Annotated in this window: 15 protein-coding genes and 1 riboswitch; all 15 genes read left to right on the top strand. The window is 42.0% G+C overall.

What is annotated here, in order from left to right; all coding sequences use genetic code 11:
* Positions 1-46: 46 nt before the first annotated feature.
* A riboswitch (cobalamin riboswitch) is annotated at positions 47-219 on the bottom strand.
* 277 nt (positions 220-496) lie between these two features.
* The 15 genes from AAGU76_RS03750 (at position 497) to AAGU76_RS03680 (ending at position 16,904) form a co-directional block, all read left to right on the top strand.
* Complete coding sequence (locus tag AAGU76_RS03750; protein WP_342484100.1) at positions 497-802, top strand: (2Fe-2S)-binding protein; 306 nt, start codon at positions 497-499, stop codon at positions 800-802.
* Positions 799-1,899 carry an NAD(P)/FAD-dependent oxidoreductase gene (locus tag AAGU76_RS03745; RefSeq protein WP_342484099.1) on the top strand — a complete coding sequence of 367 codons (1,101 nt, stop codon included), beginning with the start codon at positions 799-801 and terminating at the stop codon, positions 1,897-1,899. The genes AAGU76_RS03750 and AAGU76_RS03745 overlap by 4 nt, the downstream gene beginning before the upstream one ends.
* On the top strand, positions 1,892-2,380 hold the full coding sequence (locus AAGU76_RS03740; RefSeq protein ID WP_342484098.1) for a 4Fe-4S ferredoxin: 489 nt from the start codon (positions 1,892-1,894) through the stop codon (positions 2,378-2,380). Before AAGU76_RS03745 ends, AAGU76_RS03740 begins: the two co-directional genes overlap by 8 nt.
* Before the next feature lies 1 nt (position 2,381).
* Positions 2,382-2,669, top strand: a complete 288-nt coding sequence (locus tag AAGU76_RS03735) for a (2Fe-2S)-binding protein (RefSeq protein ID WP_342484097.1) — start codon at positions 2,382-2,384, stop codon at positions 2,667-2,669.
* Positions 2,653-3,801, top strand: a complete 1,149-nt coding sequence (locus tag AAGU76_RS03730; RefSeq protein ID WP_342484096.1) for an FAD-binding oxidoreductase — start codon at positions 2,653-2,655, stop codon at positions 3,799-3,801. The genes AAGU76_RS03735 and AAGU76_RS03730 overlap by 17 nt, the downstream gene beginning before the upstream one ends.
* Positions 3,802-3,889: 88 nt before the next feature.
* Positions 3,890-4,984 carry a Xaa-Pro peptidase family protein gene (locus AAGU76_RS03725; RefSeq protein ID WP_342484095.1) on the top strand — a complete coding sequence of 365 codons (1,095 nt, stop codon included), beginning with the start codon at positions 3,890-3,892 and terminating at the stop codon, positions 4,982-4,984.
* A 48-nt stretch (positions 4,985-5,032) separates the two neighbouring features.
* Entirely contained in the window at positions 5,033-7,090 is a 2,058-nt protein-coding gene (locus AAGU76_RS03720) for a sigma 54-interacting transcriptional regulator (RefSeq protein ID WP_342484094.1), read from the top strand.
* A gap of 118 nt (positions 7,091-7,208) precedes the next feature.
* Complete coding sequence (locus AAGU76_RS03715) at positions 7,209-8,237, top strand: dipeptidase (protein ID WP_342484093.1); 1,029 nt, start codon at positions 7,209-7,211, stop codon at positions 8,235-8,237.
* 141 nt (positions 8,238-8,378) lie between these two features.
* The gene (lepB, locus tag AAGU76_RS03710; RefSeq protein WP_342484092.1) at positions 8,379-8,888 is read left to right on the top strand and encodes a signal peptidase I; all 510 of its coding nucleotides are present in this window, start codon (positions 8,379-8,381) and stop codon (positions 8,886-8,888) included.
* 136 nt (positions 8,889-9,024) lie between these two features.
* A complete protein-coding gene (locus AAGU76_RS03705) occupies positions 9,025-10,461 on the top strand; it encodes an aminoacyl-histidine dipeptidase (protein WP_342484091.1) in 1,437 nt (478 codons plus the stop codon).
* A gap of 363 nt (positions 10,462-10,824) precedes the next feature.
* A complete protein-coding gene (locus AAGU76_RS03700) occupies positions 10,825-11,742 on the top strand; it encodes an ABC transporter permease (protein ID WP_342484090.1) in 918 nt (305 codons plus the stop codon).
* Positions 11,743-11,757: 15 nt separating this feature from the next.
* Positions 11,758-13,017, top strand: a complete 1,260-nt coding sequence (locus AAGU76_RS03695; protein ID WP_342484089.1) for an ABC transporter permease — start codon at positions 11,758-11,760, stop codon at positions 13,015-13,017.
* 15 nt (positions 13,018-13,032) lie between these two features.
* Entirely contained in the window at positions 13,033-14,064 is a 1,032-nt protein-coding gene (locus AAGU76_RS03690) for an ABC transporter ATP-binding protein (RefSeq protein ID WP_342484088.1), read from the top strand.
* Positions 14,054-15,040 carry a dipeptide ABC transporter ATP-binding protein gene (locus AAGU76_RS03685; protein WP_342484087.1) on the top strand — a complete coding sequence of 329 codons (987 nt, stop codon included), beginning with the start codon at positions 14,054-14,056 and terminating at the stop codon, positions 15,038-15,040. Before AAGU76_RS03690 ends, AAGU76_RS03685 begins: the two co-directional genes overlap by 11 nt.
* A 124-nt stretch (positions 15,041-15,164) precedes the next feature.
* Entirely contained in the window at positions 15,165-16,904 is a 1,740-nt protein-coding gene (locus tag AAGU76_RS03680; protein WP_342484086.1) for a peptide ABC transporter substrate-binding protein, read from the top strand.
* The last annotated feature ends 118 nt before the right edge of the window (positions 16,905-17,022 follow it).

The following is a 17,022-nucleotide window of genomic DNA, read 5'->3' as shown; positions in this document are numbered from 1 at the left end:
GTATTTACTGTAAAAATATGCTCTGTATCACTTGACCAATTACCCGTTGGTGTGATCAGCTTCATGCAGGTCTTCTGGCTTGCACATTTGCATTGCTTTCTCCTTCCCGAAAAGTGGATATGAAAGCAACTACATGCATACAGCGGCGGGACCGCGCAGGATTTTTACCTGCTTCCCTCTTAGCTGCCTATTGGCAGAACATGAAACCAATATTTGATTACTACTAGATTATCATCAACTGGTTTTTTTGTCAACCTGTATTCCATGGAGCAATTATTGTTTATACGTATAAGGGGCAGAAATCTAGCGTATTCGGAAGGCGATTTTTATATCCTTCAAATATGTTTGTCATAAATCCGACGCTGCGTCGGAAAACCGACGCATAAAAACAACATTGTCCTCCAACTATCGGGTATTTTACACATTTATGTTTTTATTCCTTTGGCATGCTAATTGCATAGATTAGGACATCCAACATATTTAAAGGAGTGATGTTATGAGAATTGAACAACATCCTATTCTTCAGTTCCAGAGAGGGAATAAAATCAAATTCACCTTCAATGGACAGGAAGTGGAAGGATACGAAGGCGAAACAATAGCAGCAGCTCTTCATGCCGCCGGTGTGAAGGTGCTCGGAAAAAGCTTGTTCCTGCACAGACCCAGAGGATTTTACTGTGCAATCGGCAACTGTTCGTCATGTCTGATGACCGTAAACGGAACAGCCAACGTGAAGACATGCGTTACTGATCTGGAGGAAGGAATGATAGTCGAAACTCAGGAAGGCAAGGGAGTGATAGTATGAAACATACAGAGCTGTTGATTATAGGAGGAGGCCCTGCAGGTCTTTGTGCTGCCATAAGCGCCGCGTCCTCCGGAGCAAAGGTTTTGATAGTTGAGAGAAACAAGAATCTCGGAGGTCAGCTTGTTAAGCAGACACACATGTTTTTTGGCTCTGAGAAACAATACGCTTCAACACGTGGTATAGATATTACAGGAATATTATTGAAGGAACTTGACAAGTACAAAGAAAACGTCGAAATACTAACAGATACCACTGTTGTAGGAATGTATGAGGACGGAACTGTGACGGCTTTGCACAAGGAAGACAATTATTTCAAGATAAAACCTGAGGCTGTTGTGGTAGCCACGGGAGCATTTGAGAAGGCGCTGGCATTTCCCAACAACGATCTTCCGGGCATTTACGGTGCAGGTGCTGTACAGACTCTCATGAACGTATACGGCATCAAGCCGGGCGACAAGGTTTTAATGGTAGGAGCCGGAAACATAGGGCTGATTGTAAGCTACCAGCTCATGCAGGCAGGAGTTGAGGTTAAGGCAATTCTTGATGCGGCGCCGAAAATAGGCGGATACCTTGTGCATGCTTCCAAAATAAGAAGAATGGGCGTGCCGATTCTCACTTCCCACACAGTGAAGGAAGCAATAGGAAAAAACAGCCTTGAAAAAGCCATAGTGTGCCAGGTTGACGAAAGGTTCAATCCGGTTGAAGGCACAGAGATTGAATTTGATGCAGATGTCATGTGCATATCCGTAGGCCTCACTCCTCTTAATGAGCTGTTGTCCATGAGGGGATGCCAGATGAAGTACGTTCCGCAGCTCAGCGGTCTTGTTCCCTTGAGAAACGAGGACTACGAAACAACAGTAGAAAATGTATTTGCGGCAGGAGATGCCACCGGAGTGGAAGAAGCCAGTGCAGCAATGGTTGAAGGGTATCTTGCTGGACTTTGCGCGGCTGCAAAAATAGGTTACAAGGGCGAAGATTACAGCGAAAGAAAGAATGATTACGTGAAACAGCTTGATGCGTTGCGTTCTGGACCTGTAGGAAAGCACATTCTTTCCGGAATTGAACAGATAGTAACAACAGGAGGCCAGTATGTTTGAGAAGACAGGAATACCCAGCAAAGACATGGTTATGGGAAAATTCCCTCCCATTGAAAGAATAAATAAGGGGCCTGTGGCTGTGGTGGAATGCTATAAGGAAATTCCCTGCAATCCGTGTGAAACAGCCTGCAGGTTTGGGGCCATAGCAATAGGAGATGACATAAACAGCATACCGGTGCTGAATTCAGACAGCTGCACAGGCTGCGCCATATGCCTAAGCAAATGTCCCGGTCTTGCCATAATGGTCGTTGACGGTTCAAAATCCGACACAACGGTACAGGTGAAAATTCCTTATGAATTTCTTCCGCTTCCCAAGGAAGGCGACACGGTCAAAGGCCTTGACAGGGAAGGCAGGTACATTGCAGACGTGAAGGTATTGGCTGTTCAAAACCCCAAATCCTTTGACAGGACTCCTGTTGTCACAGTTGAAGCTGACAGAGGCATTTTGTACGACATTAGAAATATAAAGGTGGAGGCATAACATGGATGAGAACACTATAATCTGCAGATGCTCCGACGTTACGCTTAAGGAAGTCAGAGAACTTATCAGGGAAGGATACGTAACCTTCGATGAAATAAAAAGAATAACCAGAATAGGCATGGGTCCATGCCAGGGAAAGACATGCGGTCAGCTTGTCATGCGTGAAATAGCAAATGCCACCGGACAAAACATGAAGGACATAAAATTTCAGACAAACAGACCTCCGGTAGTAGGAGTAAAACTGGGGCTCATAGCAGAGGAGGGAAGAAGAAATGAAGACAATCGCTGATGTGGTAATAATAGGCGGAGGAATCTCAGGATGCTCCACTGCGTACAATCTGGCAAAAAAAGGCGTAAAGAACGTGGTTGTGCTTGAAAAGAACTACATATGCAGCGGTTCCACCGGAAGGTGCGGAGCGGGGGTAAGAATGCAGTGGGGAACCGAAATGAACTGCAAGATTGCGAAAAAAAGCATAGAGTTTTACGAACATGCCAACGAAATACTGGAATACGACAGAGACGTTGATTTCAAACAAAGCGGATACCTGCTGGTTGCCGACACTGATAAGGAAATCGAACAGTTCAAAAAGAACATCGAGGTTCAGCATGCATGCGGAATTCCGTCAAGGATGCTGAGTCTTCAGGAAGCAAAAGAAATTGTACCTTATCTGAACACAGACGTTCTAAAAGGAGCAGCTTTCTGCGAAAAGGACGGATTTTTAAACCCGTTCCACACAACAGATGCTTACTACAAGGCTGCAAAGAGGCTTGGAGTTGAGTTTAACACATTTACGGAAGCTACAGGCATAAAGGTTGAAAAGGGCAGAGTGGTGGGAGTTGAAACAAACAAGGGCTTCATAGCAACAAACATCGTCATGAACGCTGCCAATGCCTATTCAAAAGAACTGTGCGACATGGTGGGAGTGGATATTCCTGTTTATTCCGAAAGGCATCAGATTCTGGTGACTGAGCCTGTGGAGCCTATGCAGGATCCCATGGTAATGGCATTTGGACTTAATTTTTATGTTCAGCAGTCACCGGAAGGCTCATTCATAATGGGAAGAGGAGATGCCAACGAGCCAAGAGATCTTAGAGTGACTTCAAGCTGGCACTTCCTTGAGGAGATGGCCAAGACTATGGACACGGTTCTTCCTCCCATATCAAAGCTAAGAGTAGTAAGGCAGTGGGCAGGACTTTACAACATGACACCTGACAAGCAGCCAATCTACGACAAGGCAGAAAATGTGGAAGGCTTTTACATAGCAGTTGGCTTTAGCGGCCACGGCTTCATGTTCGGCCCCATAACAGGAATAGTGATGTCTGAAATGATTCTTAAAGAAACGCCGACAATCGATGTGAGCATGCTGAACCTCAACAGATTCAAGACTGGCAAGCTGCTGCTTGAACCGTCCGTCGTATAATTGCTTCTTTAAGCTTTATGTTGCTTTTTAAAAAATCAGATACTATAATAGAAATAGCAATAACAGTAAATTATGCGGGGGATACGCGATGAGAAAAAAATATCTGGATAAGCTTGTAAAAATACTGCAGGATAAAGACCTGGATGCCATACTGATTGCTCCGTCGGAGGAAATGGAATTCATCATGGGTCATAACACCCATCTCTGCGAAAGATTTCAATCTTTGATAATCAAAAAAGACGGTTCCTATTTTTACGTATGCAACCTGCTGACCGTGGATGAAATACAGGAAGTCCTGGGTCAGGATGCAAAGGTTTACGGATGGTTTGACGGAGATTTGTTTACGGATACCGTGAAAAAGGCATTTGAGGAACAGGGCCTCATCGGCAAGACAATAGGAGTCAACTCAACAGAAAGAGCATTTTTGATTCTTCAGATAATGGAAGCCGTGGATGTGAAATTTGTGAACGGAAAGCCGCTGCTTGAAGAAATGAGAATGATAAAGGACAAGGAAGAGCTTGATAACTTAAGGACAGCTGCAAGGATCACAGACGAATCATACACAGAACTTTTGAATTTCATCAGACCGGGAATCAAGGAAGCAGACATAGCCAGAAAGATGAACCAGATTTTCAAGGAAAAAGGAGCTGATGAGGGCTTTACCATGGTATGTTCCGGACCCAATTCCTCATATCCGCACTACAACAGCGACCAGAGAGTGATTCAGGAAAAGGATGTAATAGTGCTGGACTGGGGATGCAAGTACAACGACATGTGTGCAGATATGTCAAGAACCGTGTTCGTGGGAGACATTACAGATGAAGAAAGGCATGTTTACGAAATAGTGCTCGCTTCCCAGGAAGCCGGAGAAAAGGCAGCTGTCAACGGAGCATTCATTCCTGACGTTGACAAGGCAGCCAGGGACGTAATAGAAAATTCAGGTTACGGAAAAAATTTCTTTACAAGGCTGGGCCACGGCATCGGATACTCGGTTCATGAGGCTCCGGACATAAAGAAAAGCAACAGAAGAAATCTGGAGCCCGGTATGGTATTTAGCATTGAGCCGGGAATCTACATCGCAGGAAAGTTCGGAATGAGAATTGAGAACATAGTTGCAGTAACCGAAGACGGCAATGAGGTTCTCAACAAGGCATCTAAAGATATAATGATTATAAGAAACTGAAAGAATTAGGCAATGCCTAATTCTTTTCGCTTGAACAAGGAGAAATATATGAAGAAGACATTGGCTATAGTCAGCTACAGTGTGGAATCAGTAAACTCATACTATGAACAGATAATAAGCCTTTTCCAGGACAACATAAGCGTTGAAAAAATTTGCATCGATGATTTTGATCCTTCCAAAACCATCGATGACGACGTGATTCTTGTGCCTTCATTCGACATGTTTGAGAAAATCAAGAACAATGTGAAAAAGGAATCCGACATTCTGTTTGCAACCAGGACAATTTCAAAGGCTGGCATGGACAGCGTCCGAAGAATAAAGGCCGGAACAGATGTAATCCTTATTGATGAAAGTCCGGAAATGGCTGAACAGATAATATCCGTACTGTACCAGCTTGGTATTCGCCATATTGCCCTTCAGTCTTACTGGTCCGCCAAAGGCGAAGACATGAGCGGCAAGACTGCCATAATCCTGGGGCAGACTGAATTCACGCCTGACACCATAAAAAACATTGTTAACATAGGCAACAGTCTTCTTGACATCAATTCCATACTGGATCTGGGAGACAAGTTCGATTTGTTTCCTCTTCTTGACAAACAGGACATAATAAGGACTTATGAAGAGATAGAACCGTCAAACGTGGGACTGTTAAAGATTCTGGGCCTTACAAACAGCCGCGAAAGCCAGCTTGACATACTTCTTCAGTTCATAGATGCAGGTGTAATCGGAATAGGATTTGACCGCAAGGTTTTTCTTTACAATGAAAATGCAAAAAAAATCATAGGGCTTGAAAATGAACAGGTAATGGACCTTGACGGGACAGAGCTTTTTGATCAGATACCTTTTGAATACGTTCTTAACAGTCTTAAATCAGTTGAAGAAAAGCTTGTCAAAATAAACGATTACGACGTGGTTGCCACCGTAAATCCAATCAGGCATTCAGGCAAGCTTTACGGAGCCGTTGCCATTATCAGAAGGTATACGGACATGGAAAAACAGGAGCATATTCTGAGGAGACAGCTCATAGGCCATGGTCACAACGCCAAGTATAATTTTGACAACATAATAGGAAAAAGCGGTGCCATAATCGAATGCAAGAGCATCGCAAAGAGGATGGCAAAATCTGACTCATCGATTCTCATAACCGGCGAGACAGGAACCGGCAAGGAACTTTTTTCACAAGCCATACACAACAATTCAAAAAGAAAGAAATATCAGTTTGTTGCCGTAAATTGCGGAGCATTTCCGGAAAATCTCCTTGAAAGCGAACTTTTCGGTTACGAGGAAGGAGCTTTTACCGGAGCAAGAAAGGGAGGAAAGCCAGGACTCTTCGAGCTGGCCCACAAAGGAACGCTGTTCCTCGATGAAATTACAGAGATGCCCATGAACCTGCAGGTAAAACTTCTCAGAGCCCTTCAGGAAAGGCAGATAGTCAGAATAGGGGGAGACAGACTAATTGATGTGGATATAAGGGTGATTGCAGCAACAAACAAGGACATAAAAAAACTTGTTGCGGCAGGTGAGTTCAGGCAGGATCTGTACTACAGGCTCAATGTCCTGCCGCTTAGAATACCTCCCCTCAGAGACAGAAAAGAAGACATTATGTTCCTGGCGGAGTATATAAAGAAGCTTTTCAAAAGTAATTTTACATTTACGGAAGAGGCGAAAAGCATGCTGGTGGAGTATGACTGGAACGGCAATGTCAGGGAGCTTCGTAACTGCATTGAGTACCTGGTCAATCTGGAACAAAGCAAAATTGATGCCAAAGATCTACCCTTCGACTTTAACGAAGAGTTAAACGGAAACGACTCAATGGAACAGGATGCCGTCATGGAATTCATTGAAACTGCGGGGAATAACATAAGAAAGTACATCTTCGTGCTGGAGGAGCTGGAAAAGGGATTGCTTGGAAACAAGCGCCTGGGAAGAAGAAGCATAAGCGAACTGGCAAGGAAGAAGGGGATTTTCATAAGCGAGCAGGAAATAAGAACCATTCTGATAAATCTTGAGAAGTTTGCCATGGTTGAAATAAACAAGGGAAGAAGCGGAACGGTTATAACCGGAGCCGGAAGGCAGGCATTGAAGCATCTCACCATGTCATTATAAGAAATTTGTTGGAAAATATCTGGAAGAACGTCGGCAAGGCTCAAAATAAACTTGTAAAATAAATACAAACTATTTATAATAATATTATGGACTTAGGGGTAAAGGAGAACAATCTGAAATGGACTATAGGGAAGAAGCATTAAGTTTGCACAGAGACAATCCGGTTGTAGATACTCACCTGGATTTGGCAGGTGAAATTTATAATAGATATCTGGCAGGAGAAAAGGAAGTAATCAAGAACAGATTTCTTGAAAACTTCAAGAAAGGCGGATTTAATGTAATTGTGTCATCTTTGTATATTGATGATTTATTTTTGCCTGAAATGGCTTTGAAAACGGCTCTGGGTCAAATAAGAGCGCTGATGGAAGACGTGGAATCCTGCAACAAAGAGGTCATATTGATCAAGAACAAAGATGATCTCAACAAGGCGCTCAAAGAGGACAAGGTGGGAATCTTATTGTCCTTTGAAGGATTGGAGCCCATAGGCAGCGACATAGGTCTTTTAAGAATCTTCCATGAGCTTGGTGTAAGAGCTGCCGGACTGGTTTGGAGCAGAAGAAACTACGTTGCAGACGGATGCAGCTTCAGCCCTGTGGAAGAAGGACAGAGGGGCGGACTCACAAGGTTCGGCGTGCAGGTGGTTCGCAGGATGGAAGAGCTGAACATGCTCATTGATGTGAGTCATCTAAACGACGAAGGATTCTGGGACGTTGTGAAGTTCACCACTAAACCGTTTATTGCATCCCATTCCAATGCAAGAAATCTGCACGGAAGAATGAGAAACCTCACTGACGAGCAGATAAAGGCCATAGCCGAAAGAGGCGGGGTAATAGGCATCAACGCCTACAAAACCATTGCCGGGGTCATTGAAGGAGATAATCCCATAAAGAAGCTTGCCGACCACATCGAGTACATGGTTGAGCTTGTGGGCCCCTCACATGTAGGGTACGGTTTTGATCTTTGCAACAGCTATTATGAAAGCGAGCTGAAGTTTAGGTACGAGCCTCACAACAATGACTGCCTCGGTTCTCACGCTGAAGCTGTGCTGCTTACGGAGGAGCTGTTAAGAAGAGGAATGTCAAAAGAGGATGCCAAGCTAGTAATAGGCGGTAATTTTTTAAGAATCTTTAATGATATGCTTAAATAGCAACAAGTTATCAATTATATTTTCCTTTCTGCTGAAGCTTAGGAATGCATTGAATAATTCATTCATTGAATTCCGGGTTCTTAAGCCGATAAAATATAAGATTTCATTTTCAAGTCATAATAAGAAAGGAATCATGTAAAAATGAAGTATTTTTTTAGAGAGTGGGTTGTACCGGTTGCAATCGCTCTTATAATTGTTTTGTTTCTAAACAAATTCGTATTTATACTGGTCACAGTCCCCACAGGTTCCATGGAGGACACCATAATTCCCGGAGACAGACTGTATGTAAATGAGCTTTTTGACATAAAGGAAGCAAAACGTGGAGACATACTTGTGTTCAAGTCTGAAGAACTTGACAACAAGAGGCTGGTAAAAAGGCTCATCGGACTTCCCGGCGAAACTATCGAAATTACTTCCGACGGGAATGTGTATGTAAACGGTGAGAAGCTGAATGAACCGTATGCGGTGGATTGGGAAGGAGACGCCAAGACTTTCAATGTGCCTGAAAACTCTTACTTTTTCTTAGGCGACAACAGACCTATATCATATGATGCCAGGTATTGGCAGAACCCGTATATAAATGAGAGCAAAATCATAGGCAAGGTTTTATTCAGGTTTTTTCCTTTCAACCGAATGGGAAAAGTTGAATAATTAATTAAAGATTAAGGGTTATGATTTAAAATTAATAAGATGGAAATATTGGGGAGACTGATTGCATAGAATGAATCAGTACCCAATATTCCATGGCTGTACTACTCATTATTAAATAATATGTGGGAGGAATAAGATGGAAAGAGTTTTAAAAGGGTTGAAGCCGGAAAGAGTGTTTTATTACTTTGAGGAAATTTCAAAAATACCCCGAGGTTCAGGAAATGAGAAACAAGTGTCCGACTATCTTCTCAATCTTTCTAGAAACCAGGGCTGGGAAGCAATGCAGGATGAGAACCTGAACATAATAATAAAAAAAACGGCATCAAAAGGATATGAAAATTCACCGAAAGTAATGCTTCAAGGCCATATGGACATGGTTTGTGAAAAAAATGAAAACGTTAACCATGACTTTGAAAAGGATCCGATAAAACTCAGAATAATCGACGGACATATTTACGGAACAGAAACAACGCTGGGGGCAGATAACGGAATTGCCGTTGCAATGAGTCTTGCAGTACTGGAATCTGAAGAATTAAAGCATCCTGCTCTGGAAGTTTTGATAACAACCGATGAAGAAAAAGGAATGACCGGAGCTCAGAATCTGGATGGAAGTTTATTTAAAAGCAAGATATTATTGAATCTTGACAGCGAAGGTGAAGGAGTGTTCACTGCAGGATGTGCCGGGGGATGTGAAATTCAGTTCAAGATTCCTGCTGCCTATCATGCAGACAAAAGAGAAGCCTACAGGCTCAGCATCAAAGGTCTTCAGGGAGGCCATTCTGGAGTGGATATCCACAAGGAGAGAGGAAATGCAAACGTTCTATTGGGAAGGGTGCTGTACGACCTGTACGAATATGCTGACCTTGTGAGCATCCAGGGGGGATCGAAGACAAATGCCATTCCTAGAGAATCACATGCAATTATTACTGCTGAATATATAGATCAGGTAAAGAACATAATCGAAATATGGAACGGAATATTAAAAAAAGAACTGGCATTTACTGATCCGGATGTTGAAGTTTGTCTTGAAATCACAGACACAATGGAAGCGCCTCTGGAGAAACACATCTACAATAAGGTTCTGTCTGCCGTGAACCTGATACCAAACGGTGTTCTTTCAAGAAGCACTGTCATTGATCTGGTCATAAGGTCCAACAATCTGGCTGTCATATCAAGCGACGAACACTTTATCCAAATTATATGTCACGCCAGAAGTTCTGTTGAATCGCTTTTGACAAATGGCTTTATTCCTGCTGCGAAACAGCTGGCAGAAGCCTTGTCCATGGAGTGCGAGGTGGGAGCCTTATATCCCGGATGGGAATATGCCAAGGAGTCCGCAATCAGGGAAATCTGCATTGAAACATACCGCGAGATGTTTGGAAAGGAACCTGTTGTTGCAGCCATACACGCAGGGCTTGAATGCGGTCTTTTGATGGGTAAGATACCGGGCTTGGATGCAATTTCAATGGGGCCGGACGCCTATGATGCGCATTCTCCCAATGAGCATGTAAGCATCAAATCGGTTGAAAACATCTATAATTTGTTATGCAGAATACTGGAAAAAATAAAATAAGATAATCTCAACAAACTGTTTTTTATTTTAAACAATTATGAAGATTTTGTACTCAAAAGTCGAATAATTGTAAAGAAAAGCAAGCATTGTATTCGCTGCGGTTACAAAAAATGAAATCTGAATGCATAAAACAAGCTAAAAATTTTAAGGAAATTATTAGAAATTAGTATAAAAATACAACACAATTTCTAAAATAAGCCGTAAAATAATATGTAAATATAGCAAAATGAATGCGTTTACAATGCTGTGAAAAACGATTTCTTACATAAATAAACAGTTTTGGCATATAAATAAATTTGTTGATATTGCAAAATATTTATGATATAATTATTTAAACAATCAGCAAAGAGAGGAGATAGTAAAGTGGCAAAATATATAGTAAAAAGAATTATTTCAGCAATAATTACTATATGGTTTATCATGACTTTAACCTTCATTCTCATGAACAGCATACCGGGTGACCCGATGTCCATGGGAAAGGCCCTGCAGCCTGAGGTTGAAGCAGCAGTTAAGGCAAAATATGGACTAGACAAGCCTTTAATTGAACAATATGTAACATATTTAAAAAATTACGCTCAAGGTGATTTCGGTGTTTCCTTCCAAAAGGTCGGACTCACTACAAACAGGATAATTACTGACGGATTTCCGTACTCATTGACAATAGGCGGATGGTCTTCATTATTTATAATTATCGTGGGAATAAGCTTTGGTATAATGTCGGCATTGAAGCAGAACAAGGTTCCGGATAGGATCATGATGATTATTTCGACATTGGGAGCAACTATCCCCAGTTTCGTTTTCGCTACAATGTTTCTTTATGTGTTTAGCAGGAGGCTTGGCTGGGTTCCTTCCTTCGGGGCAGGTACCTGGAAGCATTATATAGGACCGGTTCTTTGTATAGGGATGTTTTCTCTCGCATACGTTACAAGGCTTACGAGAACGTCTGTTCTTGACGTATTGCAGCAGGATTACATCAGGACTGCAAGGGCTAAAGGTCTGTCTGAAGGTGTTGTAATAATAAAGCATGCTTTGCGTAACGCACTGATACCGGTGGTTACCTACTTGGGACCAATGATTGCAGCTTTGATTACGGGGTCATTTGTTGTAGAGAAGGTATTCGGTATTGCCGGAATTGGTTCTTTGTTTACCACAAGCATCACAAACAGGGACTATACATTGATTATGGGTATCACCGTTTTCTTTGGGGTGTTTATTGTAATTGCAACGCTGTTGGTTGACATTCTTTATGTATTTATTGATCCGCGTATAAAATATGATTAGGAGGAATATTATATAATGGAAAATATGAAAATGGCTCCTGACATGTGGACATCTCTGGAAAAACATGAAAAAGATGCGGAAAAGGTATCAAGACAAAGTCTGACATTTTGGCAGGATGCAAAGAGAAGATTGAAAGAAAACAAGGTTGCCATGGTTTCATTGATAGCGATTGTTATCGTCATATTTGCATGTACCTTTGTTCCCATGTTTTATCCCATAAGTTTCGAAAATCAGATTTTGGATTTTGCGAACATAGGCATAATGATGGACATATATGAAGTAAACGGTAGTTACTTCTATATGAACGGAGAATATTATCTCATAGATGTAACCTCGGACGGCAAATTGCTTCAGAAGCATCCGATAGTGAAAGATGATACTGCCAATAAGAAATATATCTATAATTTCGACGGTCAGGAAGTAATAGTTGATTACAGTCCATATTTCAATGCAAAAAAAGAATACATGGATTTGGAGAAGAAAGCCAAGAAAGATTCCAGCATAGATCTTACAGAAGCAAAGTTCAATTTGGATAATGCAAAGAAGGTTGAAGTAAAGGCTGGAGATCAGATATTAACCTCGGTTGACAGAGTTCACAACAAAACTTATATATTGGGTACTGACAATCTTGGAAGGGACATGTTCATAAGACTTCTTCACGGCGGACGAATTTCTCTTATAGTAGGTTTCGTAGCTGCATTTGTCAATCTGATCATAGGAGTTTTGTATGGCGGTATAGCCGGATATATCGGCGGAAAGGCCGACAATGTCATGATGCGTATAGTTGACGTTATCAGCGCCATTCCAACACTTTTGTATGTTATACTGCTCATGGTTGTTATGGGCAACGGCATGATGCCCATAATCATAGCACTGAGCATCACATACTGGCTTTCAATGGCCCGTCTGGTAAGAGGACAGGTACTTGGTCTTAAGGAACAGGAATTTGTTCTTGCAGCGCAGTCACTGGGAGCTTCGACAAAAAGAATAATGTTAAGACATCTGATTCCGAACATGATGGGACCAATAATGGTTTCAGCAACAATGCAAATACCCAGCGCCATATTCACCGAAGCGTTCCTGAGCTTCGTAGGACTTGGAGTTTCGGCTCCTCAGGCATCATGGGGTTCGCTTTGCAACGATGCGTTATTGACATACATGACATATCCTTATCAGTTGTTCCTGCCGGCATTTGCCATTTCTATTACGATATTGGCATTTAACTTGTTCAGCGACGGTCTGAGAGACGCTCTTGACCCAAAACAGAGAAAGTAAAGTGAGGTGTAAAAAATGTCAGAAAAATTATTGGAAGTTAAGGATTTAAGAACATCTTTTTTCACTCACTTAGGCGAAGTAAAGGCAATAAGAGGCATAAGCTTTGACGTTGAAAAAGGTGAATCCATTGGAATAGTTGGGGAATCAGGAAGCGGAAAGAGCGTTACTTCTCTTTCTATCATGAAACTGCTTCTGTACCCCGGAAAAATCGTCGGAGGAGAAATTCTGTTTAACGGCGAGGATTTGGTTAAAAAAACAAACAAGGAAATGATGAGTATCAGAGGCAATGAGATTGCAATGATATTCCAGGACCCTATGACATCATTAAACCCTGTTTACACAATAGGGGATCAAATTGCTGAAGCAATTATAAAGCATCAAAAATTATCAAGAAAAGACGCTCATGAAAAAGCTTTGGAGATGTTGAAGCTGGTAAACATACCTGACCCGGAGAAGAGAATTAAAAATTTCCCTCATGAATTTTCAGGCGGTATGAGACAAAGAGCCATGATAGCTATAGCCCTGTCATGCGAGCCGCAGCTTCTGATTGCGGACGAGCCTACGACGGCTCTTGATGTTACTATTCAGGCTCAGATTCTTGATCTTATGAAGAACCTGAATGGAAAACTTGATACATCCACAATGCTCATTACTCACGATCTTGGAGTTGTTGCCGACGTGTGCTCAAGAGTTGTGGTTATGTACGGCGGCCTTATTATGGAAAAAGGCTCCATCAGAGACATCTACTATGAGCCAAGACATCCATACACCATGGGATTGTTAAAATCAATACCTAAAGTAGCTTCTGATGAAAAACAAAGGCTTATTCCAATACCGGGTACTCCGCCTGATTTGCTGAATCCGCCTACGGGATGTCCATTTTATGCAAGATGCGAATATGCAATGCGTATATGCAATACTCAGCAGCCACCTCTTTTCAAATCAGAGGACGGCAAACACGAAGCAATGTGCTGGCTGCTTCACCCCGATGCTCCGAAAAACGAGAAATATGAACTGCTGAAGGGAGGAGTAAGAATTGGAAAATAATAAAGATATTTTAATAGAAGTCAAAAACCTTAAAAAATATTTTTCCAAGAATAAAGGAATAATCAGAAAGCACTATGAAGTTACAAAAGCAGTGGATGATGTTTCGTTCTATATTAGAAAAGGTGAAACCCTGGGCCTTGTTGGAGAGTCAGGCTGCGGAAAATCAACTACGGGACGAACAGTGCTGAGGCTCTACGAACCCACAGCAGGACAAATTCTGTACAACGGTACAGATATAGCCAAAATGGACAGAGAAGAGTTGATGCCTTACAGGAAAAAAATGCAGATGATTTTCCAGGACCCCTATGCGTCACTGAACGCCAGAATGACTGTTTCTGATATTATCGGAGAGCCTATGGACATTCACAACCTTGCTCACGGAAGGGAAAGGCAGGAAAAAATATTTGAACTGCTTGACACTGTAGGTCTCAACAAGGACCATGCTGCGCGTTATCCTCACGAATTTTCCGGTGGACAAAGACAGCGTATAGGTATTGCCAGGTCTCTGGCTGTAGACCCAGAATTCATCATATGTGACGAGCCAATATCAGCACTTGATGTTTCCATTCAGGCGCAGGTTGTAAACATGCTTGAAGACCTCCAGGAAGAAAGAGGACTCACATATTTGTTCATTGCCCACGACCTGTCCATGGTTAAGCACATATCCGACAGGGTAGGTGTTATGTACCTTGGAAGTCTGGTAGAGGTTGCATCCAGTAAAGAATTGTACAGGAATCCTGTTCATCCGTACACACAGGCTCTTTTATCTTCGATTCCTATACCTGATCCGGATATTGCCGAAGCTTCACAGCGTATTGTGCTTGAAGGTGATGTTCCAAGCCCTGTAAACCCGCCTTCAGGATGCAAGTTCAGGACAAGGTGCAAGTATGCTTCAAACAGGTGTGCAGAAGAAGATCCTAAGCTCAGAGACATTGGCGGTGAACATTTCGTAGCATGCCATCTTCTGGATAAATAAATTGATATTAAGCCCTTTATTGGTTGTGAAAAGAGTAACTCTTGACAGAATGCCGAAAAAGGGCCATAATATAAAATGCAGGTAACGATTACCTGCAAATACATAATTTTTTTGGAGGGATTTTATGTTAAAAAGAGTACTATCATTATTGCTTGTACTTGCAATGGTATTCTCTATATCAGTTGGCTGCGCTAAGCAAGAACCTGCACCAGCTCCAGCAGAAGAGAAACCGGCAGAAGAAAAACCAGCAGAACAACCAGCTGGAGAAGAAGATTACCTGGTTTGGAACATCGCAGTTGACCCTAGAACTTGGGACCCGACACTGAACAACGCAAATGACGGCGGACACATTATCAACAATATGTTCGAAGGTTTGACAAAAGAAACCCATGATGGTATTGAAGCTGCAGCAGCTGAATCCTGGGATATAACTAATGATGGCAAGACTTATACTTTCCATCTGAGAGATGGTTTGAAATGGTCTGATGGACAGCCTGTAACAGCCAAAGACTTCGAATATGCTTGGAAAAGAGCATGCGACCCTGCAGTGGCATCTGAATATTCATTCCTTGTTACCACTTACCTGGTTGGCGGAGAAGAATATTTCAACGGAACAGGTTCAAGAGACGATGTAGGCGTTAAGGCACTTGATGACAAGACATTGGAAGTTAACCTGAAATACCCTGTTGCTTACTTCCTGAGCTTGACTTCATTCTACACTTACATGCCTGTAAGAGAAGATATAGTTGAAGCTGCCGGCGAAGGCTGGGAAAAGAATCCTGAAACTTGTATCTCTAACGGAGCTTTCAAATTGGCAGAATACCAGACAGGTTCTCACCTGACAATGGTTAAGAACGAGAACTACTGGAATGCTGATACTGTAAAACTTGCCGGAGTCAAAGGTCTTATGATAGTTGAAGGAACGACAGCTCTTAACGGCTATGAAAACGGAGAAATCCAGGTACTTGACAGTATCACAATAGAGCAGATTCCAAGACTTCAGAAAGAAGATCCTAATTTTGTAATATATCCGCACATCGGTACTTACTATGTAAACTTCAATGTAGATAATGAAATATTCTCAAATGTTAAGGTTAGACAGGCGTTCTCACTTGCAATCGACAGAAAACAATTTGTTGAACAGGTTACTAAAGGTGGTCAGACACCTGCAACAGGATTCATCCCAGCTGGTATGATATATTCAGATGCAACTGAAATAAGACCATTGGATGAAAACGGACTTCCTGCACCGGAATATGGAATTGACCCAAGCAAGGCAAATGTTGAAGAAGCTAAAAAGTTGCTGGCTGAAGCCGGATATCCTGATGGAAAAGGACTTCCAAAAATTACTTTCCTTTACAACACAAACGAAAACAACAAGAAGATTGCTGAAGCATTGCAGGGTATGTGGAAACAAAACCTTGGCGTAGATGTTGAACTTCTGAACCAAGACTGGGCAGTATTCCAGGAAACAAGAAGAGCTGGCGAATACATGATGGCTAGAGGCGGCTGGTTGGGAGACTACGGCGACGCAATGACTATGCTTGATTTGTTCACAGTTAAATCAGGAAACAACGATCCGCAGTGGAGATACAAAGAAGAACCTAACGGAGCTCCTCATGACAAGACTCTGAACCCAGAACAAAAAGAATTTGAAGATGCTATCACCAGATCTCTTGAAACTTCCGGTAAGGAAAGAGATGCAGCTTTGAAGGCAGCTGAAGATTCATTGATGAACAACATGGTAATAGCACCTATCTATTACTATACTTGGACTACAATTGTTGATTCGGCAAAGGTTGAAGGTGTTGAACTCACATTGACAAACAAATGGGACTTCACACATGCTGAGTTGATAAAATAATTTTACAGAATAATAGCTAATAAATAAAGCGTAAAAAGGATTGAGCAAATTTGCTCAGTCCTTTTTTGCGGTGTGCAAAAAGGCTAAGATAAAAAATCTACCAGGTTTTACGTTTTAT

Source organism: Sedimentibacter sp., assembly GCF_038562225.1.
GTDB lineage: Bacteria > Bacillota > Clostridia > Tissierellales > Sedimentibacteraceae > Sedimentibacter.
The sequence above is the reverse complement of the archived record's forward strand: the minus strand, read 5'-3'. Positions and strand labels throughout refer to the sequence as shown.

Coding starts and splice junctions, on each gene's coding strand:
- AAGU76_RS03750 (WP_342484100.1), top strand. CDS start 497: ATGAGAATTGAACAACATCCTATTCTTCAGTTCCAGAGAGGGAATAAA.
- AAGU76_RS03745 (WP_342484099.1), top strand. CDS start 799: ATGAAACATACAGAGCTGTTGATTATAGGAGGAGGCCCTGCAGGTCTT.
- AAGU76_RS03740 (WP_342484098.1), top strand. CDS start 1,892: ATGTTTGAGAAGACAGGAATACCCAGCAAAGACATGGTTATGGGAAAA.
- AAGU76_RS03735 (WP_342484097.1), top strand. CDS start 2,382: ATGGATGAGAACACTATAATCTGCAGATGCTCCGACGTTACGCTTAAG.
- AAGU76_RS03730 (WP_342484096.1), top strand. CDS start 2,653: ATGAAGACAATCGCTGATGTGGTAATAATAGGCGGAGGAATCTCAGGA.
- AAGU76_RS03725 (WP_342484095.1), top strand. CDS start 3,890: ATGAGAAAAAAATATCTGGATAAGCTTGTAAAAATACTGCAGGATAAA.
- AAGU76_RS03720 (WP_342484094.1), top strand. CDS start 5,033: ATGAAGAAGACATTGGCTATAGTCAGCTACAGTGTGGAATCAGTAAAC.
- AAGU76_RS03715 (WP_342484093.1), top strand. CDS start 7,209: ATGGACTATAGGGAAGAAGCATTAAGTTTGCACAGAGACAATCCGGTT.
- lepB (WP_342484092.1), top strand. CDS start 8,379: ATGAAGTATTTTTTTAGAGAGTGGGTTGTACCGGTTGCAATCGCTCTT.
- AAGU76_RS03705 (WP_342484091.1), top strand. CDS start 9,025: ATGGAAAGAGTTTTAAAAGGGTTGAAGCCGGAAAGAGTGTTTTATTAC.
- AAGU76_RS03695 (WP_342484089.1), top strand. CDS start 11,758: ATGGAAAATATGAAAATGGCTCCTGACATGTGGACATCTCTGGAAAAA.
- AAGU76_RS03690 (WP_342484088.1), top strand. CDS start 13,033: ATGTCAGAAAAATTATTGGAAGTTAAGGATTTAAGAACATCTTTTTTC.
- AAGU76_RS03680 (WP_342484086.1), top strand. CDS start 15,165: ATGTTAAAAAGAGTACTATCATTATTGCTTGTACTTGCAATGGTATTC.